This window comes from Rothia sp. P4278, from assembly GCF_048512945.1.
Classification (GTDB): Bacteria; Actinomycetota; Actinomycetes; order Actinomycetales; family Micrococcaceae; genus Rothia.
Genome location: NZ_JBLXXU010000004.1, coordinates 71,012 through 92,745, shown reverse-complemented (window position 1 = coordinate 92,745; position 21,734 = coordinate 71,012). Strand labels below are relative to the sequence as shown.

Genomic DNA, 21,734 nt, shown 5'->3' with positions numbered 1-21,734 from the left:
TGCGGGGGTTAGCAAGTGGCTAACGGGTGCTTATTATGCAGCAGTGGGTGAGCCTTCGGTCTCAACCTTGATGGTGCCGGAGATGATATCTTCCTTAATCTTCTCCAGCTCCGCCTTGGTCTCATCGGAGACCTTGCTGTCGAAGTTGTGGAAGGGAGCCAGGCCAACGCCGTCGTTCTCCAGGGTACCGATGTAGGCCTCGGAGGTGAACTTGCCGTCCATGTCAGCTTTGATGGTCTCGGTGATAGCTTCGTCCATCTTCTTCATGATGGAGGTCAGGATGATGTCCTGGAAGTCGGGGTTGGTTTCGTAGCCATCAGAGTCAACCCAGACAACGGAGGCGGGGGCATCGGCGTGAGCCGCGTTGTATTCCTTGACAGCTTCAAGGGTGCCTGCACCTACGGGGCCAGCAACGGGCAGAATGATATCGGCGCCCTGGTCCAGGAAGTTCTGGGTATTGGTCTTGCCCTTGGTGGCATCTTCGAAGTCACCGGTGAAGGTGCCGGACTGGTTCTCGGTGTTCCAACCGAGGACCTCAACCTTGGTGCCCTTCTGCTCGTTGTAGTATTTGACGCCCTGGGCGAAGCCGTCCATGAAGATGGTTACGGTGGGGAACTGGGCACCACCGTAGGTTGCGACCTTACCGGTCTTGGTCTGGGAAGCGGCCAGGTAGCCAGCCTGGAAAGCGGCCTGGGCGGTGTCAAAGACGATGGGGCGCACGTTATCGAGTTCGATGGAGTTATCGTCCACGATGGTGAAGTGCAGGTCGCTGTTGGCTTCTGCTGCTTCCTTGGTCGCGTCTGCCAGACCGTAACCCACGGTGACGGTTAGGTTGCAACCGGCCTGGACCATTTCGTTGAGGTTGGGAGCGTAGTCAGTCTCAGCGCTAGACTGGGCCTTCTTTTCCTGAATGCCGTATTGGGAGACGGCGTCGGTCAGACCCTTGTAGGAGTTCTGGTTGAAGGACTTGTCGTTGAAGCCACCGGAGTCAGAGACGATGCAGCCCAGGTAGTCTTTGTTGTCGCCGGAGGCCTTGGAGGACTCTTCGGGGGCTGAGCCGCAGCCTGCCAGAAGCAGGGCGGAGATACCCAGGATAGAACCGGTTGATGCGAAGTGCTTGCGTGAGAGAGCCATGAAGGTCCTTTTCGTGCCACTCTGGGAGGTAGGTGCACCACTGCACTACTACCCGCGTGTGATGTGTAATCCCAGAAGAAATTTTGCGTAACACAACACATCATAGTGTGATTTATCTTCCGGTTCATCTCTGATTCACCTAAAAAGGAGTGACCCCAGCAACAAGGCTCTGCTATTTAATCACACCGGGATTATTGGCCCTGATCACCCAGCACCCCTAGGTAAAGAGTGCCAACTTGTTCTAATGATGCTCTGCTGCCCCAAGAAGCCACACCTCTTCCTCAAAAGTGGGCAGGCACCTCTTTAGGCAAGCCGTGAACGCTCTAGACTAATAGCCCTTAAAGCGGTAGCAGCCATTACTCGAACGCCATACTCGATAGCCCGCTCATCGGGGGCATAGTCTCCCCGGTGTAAATCGTAGGTTATTCCACCTGGCACACGAGTACCTAGGCGAATGAGGGCACCGGGGACTTCCTGCAGTATCCAGGCGAAGTCTTCACCCCCCATAGATTGTTCCACTAGCACCACAGAGTCCTCCCCCAGTTCAGCCCTGCTGGCTGCTTCGACCAGGGCGACTTCCTCTTCGGTGTTAACGGATGGGGGTACGCCGCGAAAATGCTCTAGTTCAATCTCGACCCGGTAGGGGGCCGCGACCTGCTCCACCACCTGATCGAGCATGGCTCCTGCCTGCTTCCAGACCTCAGCGTCTAAACAGCGCATAGTTCCGGCCAGGAAAGCGGTGGAGGGGATTGCATTGGGGGCCACTCCGGCTTCGATCTGCCCCCAGGCCACCAGCACACCACTGCGCACATCGGTCTTACGTGAGAGCACTGCTGGGACGTTGATAGCTATCTGGGAGAGGGCGTAGATGATGTCTTCGGTCAGGTGGGGGCGAGAGGTGTGCCCACCGCGCCCTTTGAGGCTGATTTTGATGGTGTCGGAGGCACTGGTGATAGCCCCAATACGGGTGCCAATTTTGCCCACATCTACCTTGGGTTCACAGTGTAAGGCAAAAGCGCGCGGCACCCCTTCTAGGATGCCCTGGGCAATCACATCAACAGCCCCGCCAGGCAGTTGTTCTTCGGCAGGCTGGAAGATGATGCGGATGCGCCCGCCCAGGGGCCTGTGCTGGTCAAGCCGATGCAGGAGGATGGCAACGCCTAGCATGACGGTCTGGTGGATATCGTGCCCGCAGGCGTGCATGATCCCGGCGTGTTTGGAGGCGTAGGGCAGTTCTGTTTGCTCTTGAATGGGTAGAGCATCAATGTCTGCGCGTAGGGCTGCTGCCAGGGGGCCCTGCCCTACATCCACATAGCAGCCGGTGCCCTTGAGGTGGCGGGGCGCTAAGCCTTCCTGGGTCAGGGCGCTAAAGATTCGCTCCGTGGTTTTTTTCTCTAGGTAGGAAAGCTCCGGCTGGCTGTGAACCTCCCGGCGGAAGGCGATGAGCTGGGGAAGTAGCCCGCTGATATCCCCCAGACTATCTGGTTGCTGGCTCTCTGTTCTGCCTCTGTCCTTGGCTCTCTGGCTCATGCCTTCTCTCGGCTTCTTGTCTCTAGTTTTTGTCTCTGGCTTCTTTACTAAGGGTAGCTGATATATAGAGTTTGGCTTAGGGTGCCCCACCCTGTCTAGGCCGGGCTAGAGGATACCCCTAAATGAAAGGCAGGCAGGAATTGCTTCTTATTAAAAAGGTAGGGCCCCTCAGCAGAGGGGCCCGTGGCCTGATGTAGGCCTTCTAGCTATAAGGCTAGAGACTGTTCTTAGCCGGCGCTACGCGATCCGGTGGTACCGCCCTGGCACTGGACGCACTCAGGAGTAGTGGAGTAGCGAATAGCTGAAACACCGATGTGCTGGGTATTATTGACATCAGATTTCAGGCTTCCGCAAACGTTCTGGAAGGTCAGTTCAATTGAGCTGACCGGCCCGTTGGCCTGGTAGAGAACCGCGCCGTTAGTTGACTCCCAGCCCCACTCGTATTCGTTGGCCTTACCCTCCAAAGCAGCATCGTGGCTGGCACGGGCGGTGGAACCCTCAATTTGGATGTAGGCGGGGTTGACAGCTGAAGCTGTGAAACCGGGTACGGTGACCTGGTCGCGGTAACGCCGACCTGTATTCCTATCGGACTGGGTATCAACGTCCTGGACATAGAAGGACACACAGTGGGCTTCTTCGGGCAGGGTAATGGAAATGGTCTGGGTGGCCCCAGCACGGGTACTGTATTGAGCCTGGTGCAGGTAGAGCCACTGCCCCTCGCTCAGGCCGCTAGCAGACATATCCACCAGGGTCATGTTGTCTCTCCGCAGGCGTGCGTTCTGCGAGCTGACCTGGTTAGCAGACAGCCCTTCTTCACCGGTAGCGGTTGTTCCACCAGAGGCGGAGAGCCAGTGGAGGGTCTTAAAGGTTTGGTCAATGGTGTTACAGGAGGAGGCGTAGGCCGGAACGGCGGAGGAGGCCAGTACGACAGGTGCGGCCCAGGCTGCACCGCGCGCTAGAGAGCGCCTGTTGAGGTTAGTGTCTTTCATAAATCCCCTAATGATTTCTTTAATTTTGAGAACAATTTTTCTAAGACTATCACTATTTCGACTTAAAGAGATATAGCTATTGCCAGCAACCTTCGTTACAGGAGAAGCAGCCGGATATTAAAAATTTTTTCTAGACTCTACAAAGACCCTAATCAAAATGGTTTCCCAGCAGGTCTCGGACAATTTGACGGTTAGGTTAAGGGCAACAGCATAGCCCAAAGTGACAGGGGCATAGTTATTAAGGTCATAAAATTTTCGTGTGGTTTTGTGGGAGAAATATTAATATTTTTAATACTATTTTTGCCACTTTACCCTACTGCGGTGCTAGTATAGTAGTCAGTTATGGGGACAAAACCCCCTTAGCTCTTACCTCAAACACACCATACCCAATCGATTAGGAAGTCACTTCGCACCATGACCCCTCAAATTTCACGCCGTAACATCGCCAAGGGGGCCGCCTGGGCCGCCCCGGCTGTTATCGCCACCTCAGCAATTCCAGCCTACGCAGCTTCCACCGATCGCACCCCCGATGATCCGCCCCTGGGCACTATCTGCTCCCTCTTCTTCGGCAGTGGTACCGTCAATTCCCAGACCAGTAAGGTAAAACTTGCCGTCCAGGCACCTAATGACATGCTTCATGCAGGCGACACCGTCACCTGGGTCGTTAACATGAGCAGTGGCCAGGTACCGGGCCTCAACTACTCCCAAAACGGTGCCTGGACCCTGACCACAGATATCCCCAAGGGCCAGACAGCTACCCAGTTTGTAGTTACCCTAACCGCCAACCAGGACGTTCCCGTCCAAGATGTTAACTGCGTGGCAGCTATGATTTGGGACGGGTCAGGCTCGGCAGAGTCCTCTAATATCAGCCCCAAGAGCACCCTGTCGGTGACCTCCAGCGGCAACAACACTAGCTACTCCTCAGGCACTATTACCATTCCAAAGCGCTACCCCACTTCTGTCAACAAAAGCGGTCGTGAGCCCCTACGCATTGACGGCACCTGCTACCCCACCGTTCAGTGGTCCTACCTGGGAAACACTACCCGCTACGACCTAGACGATCTCCTGGTCTTCAACGGTGGTAGCCCCATCGCTCCCGATAGCCACGCAGATAATAACCAGAAGGTAACCACCGGCACCTGCTAAGTAGGCACCGACAGGTCTAACCGTTCAGGGCGAGCTGCTCCTTTTGACAGGAGTAGCCCGCCCTTTAGTATTCTCTCAACCTGCTCTGCTTCAAAACTTCAGACCAGTTACAGGGGTCTAACTGTCAGCCTTTCTAAAGCTAGAGCCGGTGCCTACCAGACAGACTAAGCTGTGCCCCGCCCAGGCCAAGCTCACACAGACTAAAAAGTCCTCCCGGCCTACCCCCTGATTGGGGTAGGCCGGGAGGACTACTAGCAAGGCCAAGCAGCTAGCTGGTCATTCAGAGCTACCAGAGCACAGCCAGCTGAGAGTGCCTAAAGAACCCTAGCCACCACAGCCTGCTTGACCTCGGCAATAGCCTTGGTGATTTCAATGCCACGGGGGCAGGCCTCAGTACAGTTAAAGGTGGTGCGGCAACGCCAGACACCCTCCTTATCGTTGAGGATCTCCAGTCGCATATCCCCGGCATCATCACGCGAATCAAAAATGAAACGGTGGGCGTTAACAATAGCTGCCGGGCCAAAGTACTGCCCATCAGTCCAAAAGACAGGGCAGGAGCTTGTGCAAGCCGCACAAAGAATACACTTGGTGGTGTCATCGAACCGGGCCCGGTCCTCCTGGGACTGCAGGCGCTCACGCTCAGGCTCGTGGGTGTCATTGACCAAGAAGGGCATGATTTCCCGGTAGGCCTGGAAGAAGGGCTCCATATCAACAATCAGGTCCTTCTCGCAGGGCAGGCCCTTAATTGGCTCAACGGTGATCGGCTTGGACAGGTCAAGATCCTTGAGCAGGGTCTTACAGGCCAGGCGGTTACGGCCGTTAATACGCATGGCATCAGAGCCACAAATACCGTGAGCGCAAGAGCGACGGAAAGACAGTGAGCCGTCAATCTCCCACTTAATCTTGTGCAAGGCATCGAGCACCCTATCGGTGCCAAACATGGTCAGCTTAAACTCATCCCAGTGGGCCTCTGCCGACAGTTCAGGGTCGTAACGGCGGACCTGGACGGTCACATCAAAAGTAGGGATAGCGCCAGCTTCACCGGCCTCAGCCTTAAGAACGACCTTGGATTCTGGTTCGCGTGCTTCAAAATCAGCCATTTTAGTACTTACGCTCCATCGGTTCGTAGCGGGTGAAGGTCACGGGCTTGGTATCAAAGCGTAGACCCTTAATGCCTTCCATCTCTGCCTGCTCATCCAGGTAGACCATGGAGTGCTTCATGAAGTTGGCATCGTCGCGGTCAGGGTAGTCCTCACGGAAGTGACCACCACGAGACTCCTTGCGGTGCAGAGCAGCTACCGACATGACCTTAGCCAACTGGAGCAGGAAGCCCAGCTCAACGGCTTCAAGCAGGTCCAGGTTAAAGCGCTTGCCCTTATCCTGAATCTGAATGTTCTGGTAGCGCTCTTCCAGCTCAACAATCTTGTTGACCGCATTGTGAATGGTCTCTGCGGTACGGAAAACCTGCATGTCTGCATCCATGACATCCTGCAGTTCCTTACGCAGCTGGCCGACCTTTTCGGTGCCCTCGCCCTTGCGAATCTGGTTCAGCAAGGCCAGGGTTTCATCGGCTGCATCATCGGGGACGGGCAGGAAGTCCGCAGAAGCGGCGTACTCGGCAGCATACATGCCAGCACGCTTACCAAAGACGTTAATATCGAGCAGGGAATTAGTACCCAGGCGGTTAGAGCCGTGCACCGATACACAGGCAACCTCACCGGCGGCGTAGAGGCCGGGGATGATGTCCTCAGAATTGGAGTGGACCTCAGCCTTAATGTTGGTGGGGATACCGCCCATAGCGTAGTGGGCTGTGGGGAAGACCGGCACCGGCTCGGTGTAAGGCTCAACGCCCAGATAGGTACGAGCGAACTCGGTAATATCGGGTAGCTTCTCGTCAATATGGGCGGGCTCCAGGTGGGTCAGATCCAGCAGGACGTAATCCTTATTGGGGCCACAGCCACGGCCTTCGCGCACTTCGTTTGCCATCGAGCGGGCAACAATGTCGCGGGGCGCCAGGTCCTTAATGGTGGGTGCGTAGCGCTCCATGAAACGCTCACCCTCAGAGTTACGCAGAATACCGCCCTCACCACGGGCAGCCTCAGAAACCAGGATGCCCAGGCCGGCAAGACCCGTGGGGTGGAACTGCACGAATTCCATATCCTCCAGAGGAATACCGTTGCGTAGGGCAATAGCCATACCGTCACCGGTCAGGGTGTGGGCATTGGAGGTGGTCTTGAAGATCTTGCCGCAACCGCCAGAAGCGAAGACAACTGACTTAGCCTGGAAGACGTGCACATCACCGGTTGCCAGGTCGTAGGAGACAACACCGGCGGGGCGGCGGACGCCCTTTTCATCCTCCACCATGACCAAATCGAGCACGTAGTACTCGTTGTAGAACTCCACGTTGTGCTTAACGCAGTTCTGGTAGAGGGTCTGAAGAATCATGTGGCCGGTGCGGTCCGCAGCGTAGCAGGCGCGGCGCACAGGAGCCTTACCGTGGTCGCGGGTGTGACCACCAAAGCGACGCTGATCAATACGGCCCTCGGGGGTGCGGTTGAAGGGCAGGCCCATCTTTTCCAGATCCAGCACAGCGTCAATGGCTTCCTTAGCCATGACCTCTGCCGAGTCCTGATCTACCAGGTAGTCCCCACCCTTGATGGTGTCAAAGGTATGCCACTCCCAGTTGTCCTCTTCGACATTGGCAAGAGCTGCACACATACCGCCCTGGGCGGCACCTGTATGGGAGCGAGTGGGGTAAAGCTTGGTCAGAACAGCAGTGCGAACACGCTGGCCTGCTTCGATGGCGGCTCGCATACCTGCGCCACCTGCACCGATGATAACGACGTCGTACTTATGTACCTGCATTGTGGGAATGCTTCTTTCTAAAATCTAGAGCGCTGTAACTTTAGGGAGCAGTGCAGAAGGAGGGCAGAAGCTCTGCGCTAGCACCGGCGGGGCAGGGATCGAAGGTGAAAATCACCAGGGTTCCGAGCAGAATCACGAAAGCGGTTGCCAAGAAGAGCGCAATCTTGAGGACGGAACGAACACCGTCCTTCTCTGCGTAATCGTCGATGATGACGCGGATACCGTTGGCACCGTGCATCATAGCCAGCCAGAGCAAAAGCAGATCCCAGACCTGCCAGAAGGGGTTAGCCAGCTTGCCACCCACAAAACCAAAGTCGATGCGGTGGACGCCTTCGCCCATCATCAGGTTGACGAAGAGGTGGCCAAAAATCAGGACAACCAGCAGAACGCCTGAGACTCGCATGTAGAGCCAGGCGAACATCTCAAAGTTGTTGCGCTTGGAGGAAGAGCGGTTGTATTTGACTCCCGAGACGGTGTTATCGCGGCTACGAGGAACTGAAATCTTAGTTTTGAGAGGTGTTGCCATGTCTTAGTGACCCCCAAAGGCGAGCATGAGGTGACGGATAAGGAAGGGAACCATAACTATGGCCCATAGAATCAGAACACCCCAGAGCATGGCCTTCTGGTTCTTGGCACCGTTCTTCCAGAAGTCAACCAGAATAATACGGATACCGTTGAAGGCATGGTAGACGATAGCCGCAACCAAAGCGGCTTCACCCATGGCCATCAGAGGATTCTTGTAGATATGCATGATGGAGTTATAGGCCTCCGGTGAGATGCGTACAACTGCCGTGTCAAGCACGTGAATCAGCAAGAAGAAAAAGATAGCGATACCGGTGATGCGGTGGGCAACCCACGACCACATACCTTCGCGGCCGCGATACAGCGTGCCCTTGGATGTATTCGGCACTGAATAACCTCCTGTGTGATGCGGGCAAAGCGCCAGTTTTGTACTGCATGGCGCCCGCACACCAACCTAGTGTGTGTTCTACTCAACAGCAAGATTAGCAGGTTTTGAGGCAACTTACTTACAGGGTGTCACCAGTATCGGGCAAGAGAATCCCAAAAAATAGTAAACATTTTAATGCCCTTAACCCCTATAATCCCAGTATTTCGCGGAATTATAAGGTCGGAATCCCTCAGAAAGTGACTGCCGTCGTAGAAAGAACCCCAAAAATTTCAACACGATGACTTTAAAATATCGGTACACTATAGGGATAATGAGAACTCCACTTGAACGGTTCTACCCCCTCATTCCGGCCGGCGGCGTAGGGTCCCGCCTATGGCCTCTTTCTCGCGCTGTAGAACCTAAATTCCTTCTTGACCTGACAGGAACAGGCTCATCCCTGCTCCGCTCCACCTACGATCGGCTGGTTGACCTAGCCCCCAAGGGCATTATGGTCGTTACCGGGCAGGCCCACGCCAAGGCCGTAACCCAGCAGCTCAGCGAGCTCCGCGGATCCGATTTGGTTCTTGAACCATCACCGCGTGACTCAGCGGCTGCAATCGGTCTTGCCTGCGCTATCCTGCACGAGCGCGACCCCGAGGCCATCATCGGATCCTTCGCTGCCGACCATATTATCGACCCCGTAGAAGACTTCCAGGATGTCGTGCGTGAAGCCGTGCACGCCGCAGCCTCGGGTAAGATCGTCACCATCGGCATTGAGCCAACGGAACCTTCCACGGCTTTCGGTTACATCAAGGCCACTCAAAACCTAGGTCTGGACCATGCCCCCAGCGCCCTAGCAGTTGAGCAGTTTGTTGAGAAGCCTGATGAGGCGACCGCAAGCTCCTATGTAACTTCCGGCGACTACACCTGGAACGCAGGTATGTTCGTGGCACCTGCGGCTCTCATGCTCAAGCACCTTGAAGCTAAGGAACCCGAGCTCTACGCAGGCATCATGGAAATCGCCCGCGCCTGGGACACCTCAGAGCGCGACATCTGCATGAACCGCCTCTGGGAGAACCTACCCAAGACCGCCATCGACTACGCTGTAGCCGAGCCGGCCGCCGCAGCCGGCGATGTCGCTATGGTGCCGGGCCGCTTCAGTTGGGATGACGTCGGTGACTTTGACGCCGTTGCCCGTCTTAACATTGAGAAGAGCGGTGATGACCTCTTTGTTCTTGGCAACAAGGACAATGTCATTAGCGAAGGTAGCACCGGCATTATCGTCAACAACACCAACCGCAAGATTTCTGTGATTGGTATTGAAGATATCGTCATTGTCGATACCGCAGACGCTCTGCTGGTAACCGTCCGTGACGATGCCCAGAGTGTGAAGAACACGGTAGCTACTCTCAAAGAGCAGGGGCTGAACAATCTGCTCTAAGCGCTAACTTCTTACATAGCTCATGGCCCGCACTCTAAGGGTGCGGGCCTTACTTTCACTCAGCATATGCAAACGATTCTCATTTAAGTTAGCATGGGGGCATGCTTACACCACGACGAGTCTTCATCCCCACCATGACCTGCCTAACCGCCCTCATCATTAGCGGATGTAGTGCAACCCCCACCCCCGCACCCTCAGCCACCACAGAGACCGGTAGCACAAGCACCCAAAACACCACCATCTCCGAAGCCTCCTCCCCCAGCTCCCGCCTGGCCCTGACCTACGACGGCGGCATCATGATCCTGGACGGCAAAACCTTTGAAATTCTCACCAGCATAGACAAAGAAGGATTCCTCCGACTCCACCCCGCAGGCGACAACCGCCATCTAGTCGTCGCGGACGGCTCCAGCTACACCATGCTCGACCTAGGAGCCTGGACCCAAGAACACGGCGACCACAACCACTACTACACCACCACCCCCTCCCTCACCCAGCTGACCTTCCCCGCCGACAAAACCGGGCACGTCATCAGCAGCCACGGCAAAACCGCCATGTTCGCAGACGGCACCGGCACCTTCCAGGTCTACAACCCCGCCCAACTCACCCAGGAATCCCAAAACACAGCCAGCTCACTCGAACTACAAACCGTCACCCTGCCCGCAGCCCACCACGGCTTCGCCATTCCCCTAGCCGATAACCGCTACCTAGTCTCCCGAGGAACAGAAGAAAGCCGCACCGGCGCAGCCCTCATCGACGCCCAAGGAAACCTACTGGCAGAAAACAAGGACTGCCCCGGCATCCACGGCGAAGCCCAGGCCGCCAACGACACCTACACCCTCGGCTGCCAAGACGGCGCACTCATCTACACCAAGGGCACCTTCACCAAAGTCACCAACCCCCAAGACCCCTACTCGCGCTCAGGCAACCAGGCAGGCGACCCCGACTCCCCCATCGTCCTGGCCGACTACAAAACCGATCAAGACGCCGAGCTAGAACGACCAGAACAGTTCGCACTCATCAACACCCTCACCCAAGAACGGACCATCATCCCCCTCCCTGAAGGGGTCTCCTACACCTTCCGGTCCCTGGCCCGCGGCCCCGAAGGTAGCCACCTCCTGCTCACCACAGACGGCAAGCTCCGCTACTGGGCAGAAGACGGCACAGAACTAGGCGCTGTAGACATTATGGAACCCTGGACAGAATCAACCACCTGGCAAGACCCCAGGCCAGCGATCTGGGTAGACGGAGACACAGCCTATGTGACCGACCCTGCCAGTAAGAAGCTCCACGTCATCTCGCTAGCACAGATAGAGCAGGGAAGCGCAGAAGTTTTCGCAAGCATTGACCTACCGCACGTGCCCAACGAAATTAACGGTATTTCCAGGTCAGCTCACCCAGGGACGGATTCTGGGCACCAGTAAAATAAGTTCTTTTGTCTCTTAGATTGCTTGGCATCTTGCCTGACAACTCCCTTAAAGGCCAGCCCCCAGCCAGTTGGCAAGCAAGATGCCACACAGCCTTGAAGGCGGTTCTAGCCCAGGCTCACTATACCCAGGGCCTCCCAGCCCCCCTCCACAAATCTGTAGACACCCAAACGACTTACCGCGAACCGGGTCAGTTCATGGGGCAGATCCGAAAAATCAGCTATAGAAGCACGCAAGATAGCCGGATCATTCTGGTGGGCCAGGGTCACATGCGGCTCATAGGGGAAGGGGGAAACAGAAGGCCCAACCACCTCAGTACACAGGGTATGTGCTCGCGCCAGCTGCCAGGCACCGCCCACCACAGGCAAATAAGTCACGGGGGTAACCGGCTCAAAACTCAAAGGGGAACCCAGCGTGACCTCAAAAGGTTTCAGGCACGCCAGCCTGCCAGCTAGCACCTCCAGAAGACTCTCCCCACTCTGATCGGCACCAATAAGCACCGTAATATGGCAGGTCTCAACGGCAGGGCCAACCAGTCCGCGCTCAGCCCGCCAGCCCACAACACGCTCAGCCAGGGAGCCAGGCACCTCAGCAAGAACACTCAGATAACTAGCTCCCGGAACCAGAGTAGGTGATGCGGACATGAGCTCAACCAGCCAGCTCTACAGGGCAGGCAAGAAGCCAACCGCATCGTAAGCATTCTTCACGGTCACCGACGCAATCTCGCGGGCCTTAGCCGCCCCAATTGCCAGCAAACGATCCAGCTCAGCCGGGTCAGCCATCAGCTCCAAGGCACGCTCACGAATCGGTGAAAGCTCCTCCACCACAATCTCCGCTAAGTCAACCTTCAGGTGGCCGTACATCTTGCCCTCATACTCAGCCACAATCTGGTCGATGGGCTTACCGGTCACCGCCGAATAAATGGACAGCAGGTTAGAAACCCCGGGCTTGTTCTCACGATCGTAGCTAATCTCGCTCCCCGCATCGGTCACCGCAGACTTAATCTTCTTAGCGGTCTTCTTGGGGTCATCGAGCAACCAGATAATGCCCTTATCGGTGGTTGCAGACTTACTCATCTTGGAATCTGGAGTCTGCAAGTCATAAATCTTGGCAGTCTCCTTGAGAATCACAGGCTCAGGCACCACAAAAGTATCGCCAAAACGAGAGTTAAACCGCTGAGCCAGGTTACGGGTCAGCTCAAGATGCTGGCGCTGGTCCTCACCCACCGGCACAACATCGGACTGGTAGAGCAAAATATCTGCAGCCATCAGAACCGGGTAAGTAAAGAGGCCCACAGAAGCGTTATCGGTGCCCTGCTTAGCGGCCTTATCCTTAAACTGAGTCATACGAGCCGCCTCACCGTAACCGGTAATACAGTTCAAAACCCAAGCCAGTTGAGCGTGCTCAGGAACATGCGACTGCACAAACAAGGGGGTCTTGGCCGGATCAATCCCAGCCGCAATATACTGGGCTGCCGTCTTGCGGGTGCGCTCTAAGAGCACAGCAGGATCCTGCGGAACAGTAATAGAGTGCATATCCGGAATAAAGTACAGGCACTCGTGGTCCTTCTGCAGACCCACCCAGTTATTCACCGCACCAATATAGTTACCCAGGTGCATGGAATCAGCCGAAGGCTGCGCCCCCGAAAAAGCGCGAGGCACCCCCCTTGAAGCATTTGGGATAGCGGCTTTAGGATCACGGTCGGGTGTCTGTGAAGTAGTCACGGGTTCGTCCTTTGCTAGGAATACATCTGCGGGGCAGGCCTCTGCTGAAGTGACCCACCGGCCCACACACAGCGGGCACAAAAATGAGGGAGAGATTAGGAGCCTTCGCGGGCCAGCTCCATACCGTTCTTCGCGGTGAAATTAATGGTGTCCAAGGCACGATTGATCATGTCACGAGAATTTTCATCGTTCACATCCAACTGCTCAGCAATCACCTTGGACTGCACCAAACAAATCTGGAAAGAATGCGCCAGTTTCTCGGTATGCACATCAGCCTCATATTCAGCGCGCTGGACAGCATGACCCTCATAGGCGCGGCGCTGGGCAGCAAGCGTACGGTTAACATTCACCAGTAGATAAACAGCAATACCGAGCCAGGCAGCGATAATACCGGCCAGAATCCAACCCAGCGCCGAAGCCTCATGAGCAGACTGAATAATCGCCCACACCAGCAGGACAACTAAAATACCCATACCGATAGCAGCACCAATCAAGACGGTCTTGGTGTTCTGTTCTTGAGCTGTTTTTTCTAAGCCGTTATATTGCATGGTTCCCATTATGTCAAAGGAATGCGGTCGCAGTGAACCTTAGACTAGTCCCACCGCGTAAAGTGGTGAGCATGATGGTAAGTGCCAGAGAAACCAAATACCAGGCAGTGGCCCGTCATATCTGCGACCGCTACCTCACCGATACTCAGCCACACTCCCCTCTTCCCACAGAAAGAGAGCTTCAAGACCGCCTCGGTGTCTCCCGCGATACCGTACGCCGAGCTATCCGAGAGCTCATCGACCGGCAACTGGTCTACAACATTCAGGGATCAGGTACCTTTGTCGCCCCCCAAGAATCACCATCACGAGCGCCATTGCTACGCCCCTTCACCCAAGACATGCTCATCAGAGGGCATACCCCGCACTCGCTGACGCTCTCCTGCCACCTGGTCATAGCTCCCCTGCACGTCCAAAGAGACCTAGCCCTCGACCCAGACAGCAAAGTCATCGAAATTAGCAGGCTCCGTCAAGCTGACGGCTCGCCCATCGCCCTCGAAACAGCCTACTTCCTGCCCGAAGCCTTTTCCCAAATGCAACCCGAAGCCTCCACTTCGCTCGATGCCCAAATGCGGGCCAGCGGCTACCAAGTAGAAACAGCTCAGGTCAAAGTCACCGCCACCAACCTCACCCAGGCAGAAGCCCACCACCTAGGTGTACCCCAGGGAGCGGCAGCCCTGCGAGTAGACAAGGTAGGCTACACCGCCCGAGGCCTGGCCGTTGAAAGCACCCACACCCTCTACCGGGGTGACCGCTACGACTACGAGTTCCAGCTCCACCGCAGGCAAACCCACCGCTGAGGCACCCTAACTCATCCCCCGATAAAAGAACCGGGGCCGCTCCTCCCCTCCAGGAAGTAACGGCCCCGTTTTGCTTGGCGACCCCTAAGCGGTTTCAGCCAAACGCTCAGCGGTCTCTACCACATTCACCAGCAACATAGCGCGGGTCATAGGACCAACACCACCGGGATTAGGCGAATACCAGCTCGACTTAGCGGTGGCCTCGGGAGAGATATCACCGGTCAGCTTCTTCTTACCGGTTTCGGTATCTTCTACGCGAGAAACACCAACGTCCAGGAGGACAGCACCCTCCTTGACCTGCTCCGCTGTCACCACATGAGCAAGACCCACGGCCGCCACAATAATGTCAGCCTGGCGCAGGGCCTCACTCACATCCTCGGTACCGGTGTGAACCAGGGTAGCCGTGGAGTTTACATCCTTGCGTGTCAGGAGCAGACTCAGGGGGCGGCCCACAGTAATACCGCGCCCCAGCACAGCAACCTTCTTGCCCTTCCAGGAGATACCGTGACGCTCCACCAACTCAATCACGCCGTTGGGAGTGCAGGGCAAAGGCGAGTTCAGAGGCTCACCCACATTCAAAACCAGGCGACCCAGGTTCATGGGGTGCAGGCCGTCGGCGTCCTTCTCGGGAGCAATTTTCTCAAGAACCCGGTTGGTATCTAGGTGCCGGGGCAGGGGTAGCTGCACGATATAGCCGGTACAAGCCGGGTCGGCATTGAGCTTATCCAGCTCGGCCTCTAGCTCATCCTGGCTGATATCCTCGGGGAGTTCAACACGGATAGAGGCAATACCCACCTCGGCACAGTCGCGGTGCTTACCGCCCACATAGGAACGGGAGGCCGGGTCATCGCCTACTAACACGGTGGCAAGCCCCGGGGTAATCCCCTCTTCCTTGAGCTTGGCAACGCGCTGGGCCAGCTCACTCTTAATCTGGGCCGCTGTGGCAACCCCGTCAAGAATCTGAGGCATTCCTACCACTCCTCAATACCGGAGTAGAGCGGGAACTTCTCGCACAGAGCGGTCACGCGAGCACGCTGGGAGGCCACATCGACACCGGGCTTAAGAGTCTCAGCAATAATATCGGCGACTTCGGTAAAGGCCTCGGAATTAAAGCCACGAGTTGCCAGCGCGGGAGTACCGATGCGCAGGCCGGAGGTCACCATGGGCGGGCGGGGGTCATTGGGCACAGCGTTACGGTTGACAGTAATACCGGCTTCGTGGAGCAGATCTTCAGCTTCACGACCGTTAATCTGGGCATCGCGCAGGTCCACCAGAACCAGGTGAACGTCGGTGCCACCGGAGATAACCTTTACACCGGCTTCGGCCATATCTGACTGGTTGAGGCGGTCAGCCAGAATCTTTGCACCCTCTAAGGTACGAGCCTGACGGTCCTTAAAATCATCGGAGGAAGCAATCTTGAAAGCTGTTGCCTTACCGGCAATAGCGTGCATGAGCGGGCCGCCCTGCTGGCCGGGGAAAACAGCCGAATCAATCTTTTTCTTGAGGTCTTCAACGCACATGATGAAACCTGAGCGGGGGCCAGCCAGGGTCTTATGTACGGTTGAGGACACAACGTGAGCGTGAGGTACCGGATTGGGGTGTAAGCCAGCGGCGACCAGGCCAGCGAAGTGAGCCATATCCACCCAGAGATAGGCACCAATCTCATCAGCGATCGCACGGAAAGCCGCAAAATCAAGCTGACGGGTATAAGCAGACCAGCCCGCAATGATGAGCTTAGGCTTCTCAGCCAGCGCCAGCTCACGAACTTCGTCCATGTTGACCCGACCGGTTTCTTCATCTACACCGTAGGCAACAACCTGGTAAAGCTTGCCCGATACGTTCAGTTTCATGCCGTGGGTTAGGTGACCACCGTGTGCCAGGGACAGCCCCATAATTTTGTCGCCGGGATTCAGCAGGGCATGCATGACAGCGTTATTGGCCTGAGCACCGGAGTGGGGCTGGACGTTCGCGTGCTCAGCACCAAAGAGAGCCTTGGCCCGGTCGATAGCGAGCTGTTCAAGGACGTCCACAAATTCACAGCCGCCGTAGTAACGGCGGCCGGGGTAGCCTTCAGCGTACTTGTTGGTCAGTACAGAGCCTTGAGCTTGAAGAACAGCGCGGGGGGCAAAGTTCTCGGAGGCTATCATCTCGAGGGTGTTCTGCTGGCGGCTCTGCTCCTGGGCAATAGCCTGAGCGACTTCGGGGTCGACTTCGGCCAGGGGTAGGTTGGTGACGTTGGGTGAAAGGTTGGTCATGCCACTTCCTTGACTAGGGTGGATCGAGGTTTTCCTTTTGTGCGGCCTTGGTACCGCTCAAAGCCCGATACTTGGGGACTCACCCACCTTGGGGAGCCATCACCTTTAAAGTGTAAATTACCTCTAGGTGATGCAGGGCATATCTCTTCACATATGAGATTTTTTCTCTAGACGTCTACCCACACAATGTATCTAAAATCACAGAGAGGTATGTGTGCGATGCACCCAAGGGGAGCCGACGCCATAAGCCCCGCTTCTACGCCTGCTTGAGGATTGTTCGCGCGAACTCAAAGTAGCTATCAGGATCAAAATCTGTGACGGTCGCCGCCTGCACAAGGAAGCCGGTCACAACAGCCAGCACAGCCGACCCTATGGGGAGGGGGGAGCCAGCTCTCACGTCCTGACTCGGTGATCTCAAGTTCGGTTGCGGCCCAGCCCCGGTAGCTCTCAAGAATCCTCTTCCTCAGGTCTGTAAGTTGCTCCTGCGCTACCTTTTGGATCGCTGGCAAGGCATCTACTCTGCGCTAACCTTGGGCACCCGTCCACCTTAAAACAGACAAGCTGCTTGCCCCGAAGAAGGCACCCCGCAAACCGCTTTCTTGCTAGACTAGAGGGCGAACTAGCCGTAGTTACCTGTTCCAGTTACTACACAGGAGAGTTACCGGGTAGCGCACACCTGGATACCCCCATCTCGTCACCCATCACTCATGCATTAGGGAAGAGGCCTCACAATCGTGACCGAAACTCCAAAATCACGTCGCCAACAGCGCCTTGAACAACAGAAGAAGGCCAGCCGCAAGTGGATCGCAACTGGCGCAGCCGCAATTATCCTGCTCAGTGGCGGTGCTATCGCCTACGTCAACATGACCGGCGATAAGACCCCTTCAACCCCCAGCGGGCAGGCCGTCCCTGCAGCTTGCTCCACCACACAGTCTGTAACTGTTGCTACTACTGATGCCATGGCAACCGCACTTAAATCCATGCCGGTTGATGAGGACACCTGCGTAACCCTCGATATCACCACCACGAAGACCGCTAGCAACATCGTGACCGAAGTAGCCGGTGAGTCCGCCTCAACCAACCTGTGGATTCCCGATTCCAGCGTCCGTGCCCAGCTCGCCATGGCCGAAGCCAAAACAGAGCTAACCCCCATTGCTGAATCTCTGGCGAAGAGCCCCGGTGTTCTTGTATCCGAGAAAGACACTACCTACTCCAACTGGCTTGATGTCCTCAAGGCCCAGGACGCCGTTGGCATGGGCGATCCTAAGGTAGAAGCAGGCGCTTTCTCTGCGCTCATGGGCGGTATCTCCGAAGCTTCTAGCGGCACTGTCAGTCTTGAAGACCTCACTAGCGGTAGCGCCCTGCGCGCGCAGTCTATTGGGGTTGACGAACCAGCGCAGAACGCTTCTGAGCTCCTTGAGGCTGTTGACAGCGGCAGCAAAGACGCAGTGGTTGTCAGCGAAGCTGATTACGCAACCTACGCCGCATCGCACAGCGACTCAGGCCTTAAGGCTACCGTCCCCGGTGACGGCTCTTTTACCCTGGATTATCCCCTCTACCAGGCATCCTCTAGCACCAACACCACCGTTGATGAGGCAGCCCAGCAGATCGTTAAATTCATGTCCAGCGAAGAGGGCAAGCAGGCTCTGGCACAGGCCGGTCTGCGCACCGCTGAGGGCACAGTTGTTAACAACGATAAGAACGTCGGTGACTACAAGGCGCTTGTTCCTAGTAACAAGGAAACCCTGGGCCAGATGTGGACTTCCTACTCCTTGCAGTCCGCTCCCCTGAACGCACTGGTTGTGCTGGATGCTTCCGGCTCCATGCTCGATAAAGTAGCTGGTACTGATAAGACCCGTATGGATATTACCGTTGAGTCAGTGCTGGCTGGTTCTCAGCTCTTCCCGGCCCGTGACTCTATGGGCCTGTGGAAGTTCTCCCGCAACATTACAACCGCTGATGGCAAGGTCTCGGACTATGAAGAGCTGGTCCCTGTTCGCGGCCTTGAAGAAACCGTTGACGGCAAGACTCAGCGTGAGTTGCTTCAGGAGGCTGGTGCTGGTATTGCAGCTACCATTAACCCCGATGACCAGACCGCTCTGAACGATACCTTGCTGGCAACTTTCCGTTCTGCCAAGGCTAACTACCAGCCCGGCTCTGTTAACGCAGTCATTATGCTGACCGATGGCAAGAACTTTGATCCAGATTCGATTAGCCAGGAAGAGCTCATTAGCACTATCCAGGCTGAGCAGGATCCTGAAAACCCTGTGTTTGTGATTCTGATTGGCATTTCGGAAGAGGCTGATATGAACGCTCTGACAACCATTGCTCGGAGTGTTGGCGGTGAGGCTCACATCGCATCATCGCCCACTGATATTCAGCGTATTTTCGCTGAAGCTCTAACCGGCATCTCTGACGCCGCTAGTGAGGCCGCTGCTGCTCAACAGCATTAAGGTATCAGCCGGGTAGTTTTTGTTCCGGTATTCCGTTGATTTAGAGTCCCGCCCTACGATTCATCGTGGGGCGGGACTTTTGTGTGTGTTGGGTTGGGGTTTGGTGGAAGAAGTGGCGTGATGGAGGGCAGAATTCTGAGCGAGCGAAGATAAAAATTCTGCCCGTAATCGGTGCACGCCTCCCGAGGAAAGTTTTTAGTGGAAGAAGTGGCGTGCACCGGTAAAGTACATGCTCACTCCCGCTTCTTGGGCGGCTTGGATGACTTCTTCATCGCGGATGGAGCCACCAGGCTGGACAAGAGCGCGGATACCGGCGTTAAGAAGGACCTGAAGGCCGTCTGCGAAGGGAAAGAAAGCGTCAGAAGCCGCTACGGAGCCGCGGGCACGTTCTTGGCCTTGGGCTAGGGTGTTGGCGCGTTCTACGGAGAGGCGGCAGGAGTCTACGCGATTAACCTGTCCCATACCGATGCCGACCGCGGCACCGTCCTGGGCGAGCAGGATTGCGTTGGATTTGGCGGAGCGTAGGGCTTTCCAGGCGAAGGCGAGGTCTGCCAGGGTCTGAGGATCAGCGGCTTGGCCGGCAACCAGCTGCCAGTTGGCGGGGTCATCGCCTTCGGCCTGTAGACGGTCGGCATCCTGCAGAAGAGCGCCGCCGGAGATTTGGCGGTACTCGATGCTGTCGCGGGCAAAGTCTGCAGGGAGCTGGAGGATACGCAGGTTCTTCTTGCTCTGTAGAATCTCCAGGGCTTCGGTGGAGTATGAGGGGGCGATAATAACCTCGGTGAAGATACCCTTGACGGTTTGGGCCATTGCGGCGGTGACTTCACGGTTGGCGGCAATGACGCCGCCGTAGGCGGAGAGCGGGTCGCAGGCATGGGCCTTGGCGTGAGCGTCAGCAATGGGGTCGGCGGCCTTGGCGGCACCGACGGCAATACCGCAGGGGTTGTTGTGCTTGATGATGGCTACAGCGGGTTCCTCGAAGTCGTAGGCGGCGCGTAGGGCGGCATCGCCGTCCACGTAGTTGTTGTAGCTCATGGCTTTGCCGCCAAGTAGCTCTGCCTGGGCGATACCGGGTGCTGCGGTGGGATCAACGTAGAGTGCTGCGGCCTGGTGGGGGTTTTCACCATAGCGCAGGGACTCACTGCGCTCGAAGGAGAGACCGGCGAAGGGGGGCCAGTAGTTGGCCTCCCCGTCTTTTTCGAACTGGGCGGCAGTCCAGGTGGCTACGGCGGTGTCGTAGGCGGCGGTGTGGGCGAAAGCGGCTGAGGCCAGGCGGCGGCGTTCTGCCAGGTTGAAGCCACCCTTCTGGGCGGCTTCAAGAACAGCACCGTAAGAGGCCGGGTTAACAACGACCGCTACAGCGTCGTGGTTCTTAGCTGCGGCACGCACCATGGAGGGGCCCCCGATATCAATCTTTTCGATGATGGCGTCCTGGTCAGCGCCTGAGGCCACGGTATCGACGAAGGGGTAGAGGTTGACAACCACCAGGTCAAAAGGCTCAATGTCCATTTCTGTCAGGGTGTCAATGTGCTCTTGCTTGCGGCGGTCTGCCAGGATACCGGCGTGGATGCGGGGGTGCAGGGTCTTCACGCGGCCTTCAAGACATTCGGGGAACCCGGTGATATCGGAAACCTCAGTGACGGGCACTCCGGCGGCGGCGATGGTGGCGGCTGTTGAACCGGTGGAGACTAGGGCTACCCCAGCTTCGTGTAGGCCACGAGCCAGGTCTTCTAGCCCTGTCTTGTCATAGACAGAGATGAGGGCGCGTTTGAGGGGTAGGCGGTCAAGCTTAATGAGACTCACAGATCTTCTCCGTTTCGTATGCCGGCGAGGGGACCGGCAGGTTGTTACCTGAGTGTGAGTCGCTTTATCTGGAGCCCCGACCCTAGGCCCAGCCCCGAGTGGGGCTATAACTAGGGTTAGGCGGTGGGCTCTTGCGCCAGGGAGGCTATGGTGGCTACCAGGAGTTGGCGTTCTTGCACTTTGATACGTTCGTGCAGGCTCTCTTCGGTGTCACCGTCAAGAAGGGGAACGGCGGCCTGGGCCAGGATAGGGCCGGTATCAACTCCCGCATCGACCAGGTGTACGGTCACGCCGCTGATCTTGACCCCGTGGGCCAGGGCGTCACGCACGCCGTGGGCTCCTGGGAAGGACGGTAGCAGAGCCGGGTGGGTATTAATGATGCGCCCGGTGAAGCGTTCCACGAGCTGAGCATCGACGATCCGCATGAAGCCGGCAAAAACAATGTAGTCGGGGGCGTAGCTCGCTATTTTTTCTTCCAGCGCCCGGTTCCAGTCAGCGCGGGTGGAGAAGTCCGCAGGTTCTAGGAGGAAAGTTTCAATCCCGGCGCCCTGTGCTCGTTCTATGCCGAGGCAGGGCTTATCGGCTCCTACCGCCACAATATCGGCGGTTAGCTGACCATCTGCAAGGGAGTCAAGAATGGACTGTAAATTTGTGCCCGAGCCGGACACCATCACCACAATGCGCATGAACACCAGTGTATCGCACGCCACGGCTAACGATGGAGGCATGTCCATGA

General features: G+C 56.6%; 19 protein-coding genes. 5 read left to right on the top strand and 14 right to left on the bottom strand.

Annotation, left to right across the window (positions count from 1 at the left end; translation table 11 throughout):
* Positions 1–33 precede the first annotated feature (33 nt).
* The 3 genes from ACN085_RS08560 to ACN085_RS08550 form a co-directional block, all read right to left on the bottom strand.
* Positions 34–1,134 carry a BMP family lipoprotein gene (locus tag ACN085_RS08560; RefSeq protein WP_419111253.1) on the bottom strand — a complete coding sequence of 367 codons (1,101 nt, stop codon included), beginning with the start codon at positions 1,132–1,134 and terminating at the stop codon, positions 34–36.
* 303 nt (positions 1,135–1,437) lie between these two features.
* Positions 1,438–2,664 (bottom strand): amidohydrolase, encoded by a 1,227-nt coding sequence (locus tag ACN085_RS08555; RefSeq protein ID WP_419111252.1) that lies wholly within the window; start codon positions 2,662–2,664, stop codon positions 1,438–1,440.
* Positions 2,665–2,891: 227 nt separating this feature from the next.
* The gene (locus ACN085_RS08550; protein ID WP_419111251.1) at positions 2,892–3,653 is read right to left on the bottom strand and encodes a hypothetical protein; all 762 of its coding nucleotides are present in this window, start codon (positions 3,651–3,653) and stop codon (positions 2,892–2,894) included.
* A 414-nt stretch (positions 3,654–4,067) separates the two neighbouring features.
* On the opposite strand from ACN085_RS08550, the gene ACN085_RS08545 reads away from it, so the two are divergent.
* Positions 4,068–4,799, top strand: a complete 732-nt coding sequence (locus ACN085_RS08545) for a hypothetical protein (RefSeq protein ID WP_419111250.1) — start codon at positions 4,068–4,070, stop codon at positions 4,797–4,799.
* Positions 4,800–5,113: 314 nt separating this feature from the next.
* Here ACN085_RS08545 and ACN085_RS08540 read toward each other — a convergent pair whose 3' ends face one another.
* From ACN085_RS08540 to sdhC, 4 genes are read right to left on the bottom strand one after another with little or no spacing between them, the layout of a single operon-like run.
* Positions 5,114–5,899: a succinate dehydrogenase iron-sulfur subunit gene (locus ACN085_RS08540; RefSeq protein ID WP_419099931.1), complete on the bottom strand. Its 786-nt coding sequence runs from the start codon at positions 5,897–5,899 to the stop codon at positions 5,114–5,116.
* Position 5,900: 1 nt separating this feature from the next.
* Positions 5,901–7,664 carry a succinate dehydrogenase flavoprotein subunit gene (gene sdhA, locus ACN085_RS08535; RefSeq protein ID WP_419099932.1) on the bottom strand — a complete coding sequence of 588 codons (1,764 nt, stop codon included), beginning with the start codon at positions 7,662–7,664 and terminating at the stop codon, positions 5,901–5,903.
* 40 nt (positions 7,665–7,704) lie between these two features.
* Positions 7,705–8,190, bottom strand: coding sequence for a succinate dehydrogenase hydrophobic membrane anchor subunit (locus ACN085_RS08530; RefSeq protein ID WP_419099933.1), 486 nt, complete (start codon positions 8,188–8,190; stop codon positions 7,705–7,707).
* Between the two features lie 3 nt (positions 8,191–8,193).
* Positions 8,194–8,574 carry a succinate dehydrogenase, cytochrome b556 subunit gene (gene sdhC, locus ACN085_RS08525; RefSeq protein WP_419111249.1) on the bottom strand — a complete coding sequence of 127 codons (381 nt, stop codon included), beginning with the start codon at positions 8,572–8,574 and terminating at the stop codon, positions 8,194–8,196.
* 310 nt (positions 8,575–8,884) lie between these two features.
* Here sdhC and ACN085_RS08520 point away from each other — a divergent pair, with 310 nt between their 5' ends.
* Both ACN085_RS08520 and ACN085_RS08515 read left to right on the top strand, forming a co-directional pair.
* Positions 8,885–9,994 carry a mannose-1-phosphate guanylyltransferase gene (locus ACN085_RS08520; RefSeq protein WP_419099935.1) on the top strand — a complete coding sequence of 370 codons (1,110 nt, stop codon included), beginning with the start codon at positions 8,885–8,887 and terminating at the stop codon, positions 9,992–9,994.
* A 101-nt stretch (positions 9,995–10,095) separates the two neighbouring features.
* Positions 10,096–11,415 (top strand): hypothetical protein, encoded by a 1,320-nt coding sequence (locus ACN085_RS08515; protein WP_419111248.1) that lies wholly within the window; start codon positions 10,096–10,098, stop codon positions 11,413–11,415.
* A gap of 110 nt (positions 11,416–11,525) precedes the next feature.
* Here ACN085_RS08515 and ACN085_RS08510 read toward each other — a convergent pair whose 3' ends face one another.
* The 3 genes from ACN085_RS08510 to ACN085_RS08500 form a co-directional block, all read right to left on the bottom strand.
* Complete coding sequence (locus ACN085_RS08510) at positions 11,526–12,062, bottom strand: 2'-5' RNA ligase family protein (protein WP_419099937.1); 537 nt, start codon at positions 12,060–12,062, stop codon at positions 11,526–11,528.
* An 18-nt stretch (positions 12,063–12,080) separates the two neighbouring features.
* Positions 12,081–13,142: a tryptophan--tRNA ligase gene (trpS, locus tag ACN085_RS08505; RefSeq protein WP_419111247.1), complete on the bottom strand. Its 1,062-nt coding sequence runs from the start codon at positions 13,140–13,142 to the stop codon at positions 12,081–12,083.
* 95 nt (positions 13,143–13,237) lie between these two features.
* Positions 13,238–13,690 (bottom strand): hypothetical protein, encoded by a 453-nt coding sequence (locus tag ACN085_RS08500; RefSeq protein WP_419111246.1) that lies wholly within the window; start codon positions 13,688–13,690, stop codon positions 13,238–13,240.
* Between the two features lie 71 nt (positions 13,691–13,761).
* On the opposite strand from ACN085_RS08500, the gene ACN085_RS08495 reads away from it, so the two are divergent.
* A complete protein-coding gene (locus tag ACN085_RS08495) occupies positions 13,762–14,487 on the top strand; it encodes a GntR family transcriptional regulator (protein ID WP_419111245.1) in 726 nt (241 codons plus the stop codon).
* An 84-nt stretch (positions 14,488–14,571) separates the two neighbouring features.
* On the opposite strand, the gene ACN085_RS08490 is transcribed toward ACN085_RS08495, so the two are convergent.
* A complete protein-coding gene (locus ACN085_RS08490) occupies positions 14,572–15,456 on the bottom strand; it encodes a bifunctional methylenetetrahydrofolate dehydrogenase/methenyltetrahydrofolate cyclohydrolase (RefSeq protein WP_419111244.1) in 885 nt (294 codons plus the stop codon).
* Positions 15,457–15,458: 2 nt separating this feature from the next.
* Positions 15,459–16,742, bottom strand: coding sequence for a serine hydroxymethyltransferase (glyA, locus tag ACN085_RS08485; protein WP_419111243.1), 1,284 nt, complete (start codon positions 16,740–16,742; stop codon positions 15,459–15,461).
* Positions 16,743–17,476: 734 nt separating this feature from the next.
* Here glyA and ACN085_RS08480 point away from each other — a divergent pair.
* Positions 17,477–19,195 carry a substrate-binding domain-containing protein gene (locus tag ACN085_RS08480; protein WP_419111242.1) on the top strand — a complete coding sequence of 573 codons (1,719 nt, stop codon included), beginning with the start codon at positions 17,477–17,479 and terminating at the stop codon, positions 19,193–19,195.
* 195 nt (positions 19,196–19,390) lie between these two features.
* Here ACN085_RS08480 and purH read toward each other — a convergent pair whose 3' ends face one another.
* Positions 19,391–20,998 (bottom strand): bifunctional phosphoribosylaminoimidazolecarboxamide formyltransferase/IMP cyclohydrolase, encoded by a 1,608-nt coding sequence (gene purH, locus ACN085_RS08475; protein ID WP_419111241.1) that lies wholly within the window; start codon positions 20,996–20,998, stop codon positions 19,391–19,393.
* Between the two features lie 116 nt (positions 20,999–21,114).
* Positions 21,115–21,684 carry a phosphoribosylglycinamide formyltransferase gene (gene purN, locus ACN085_RS08470; protein ID WP_419099945.1) on the bottom strand — a complete coding sequence of 190 codons (570 nt, stop codon included), beginning with the start codon at positions 21,682–21,684 and terminating at the stop codon, positions 21,115–21,117.
* Between the last annotated feature and the right edge of the window lie 50 nt (positions 21,685–21,734).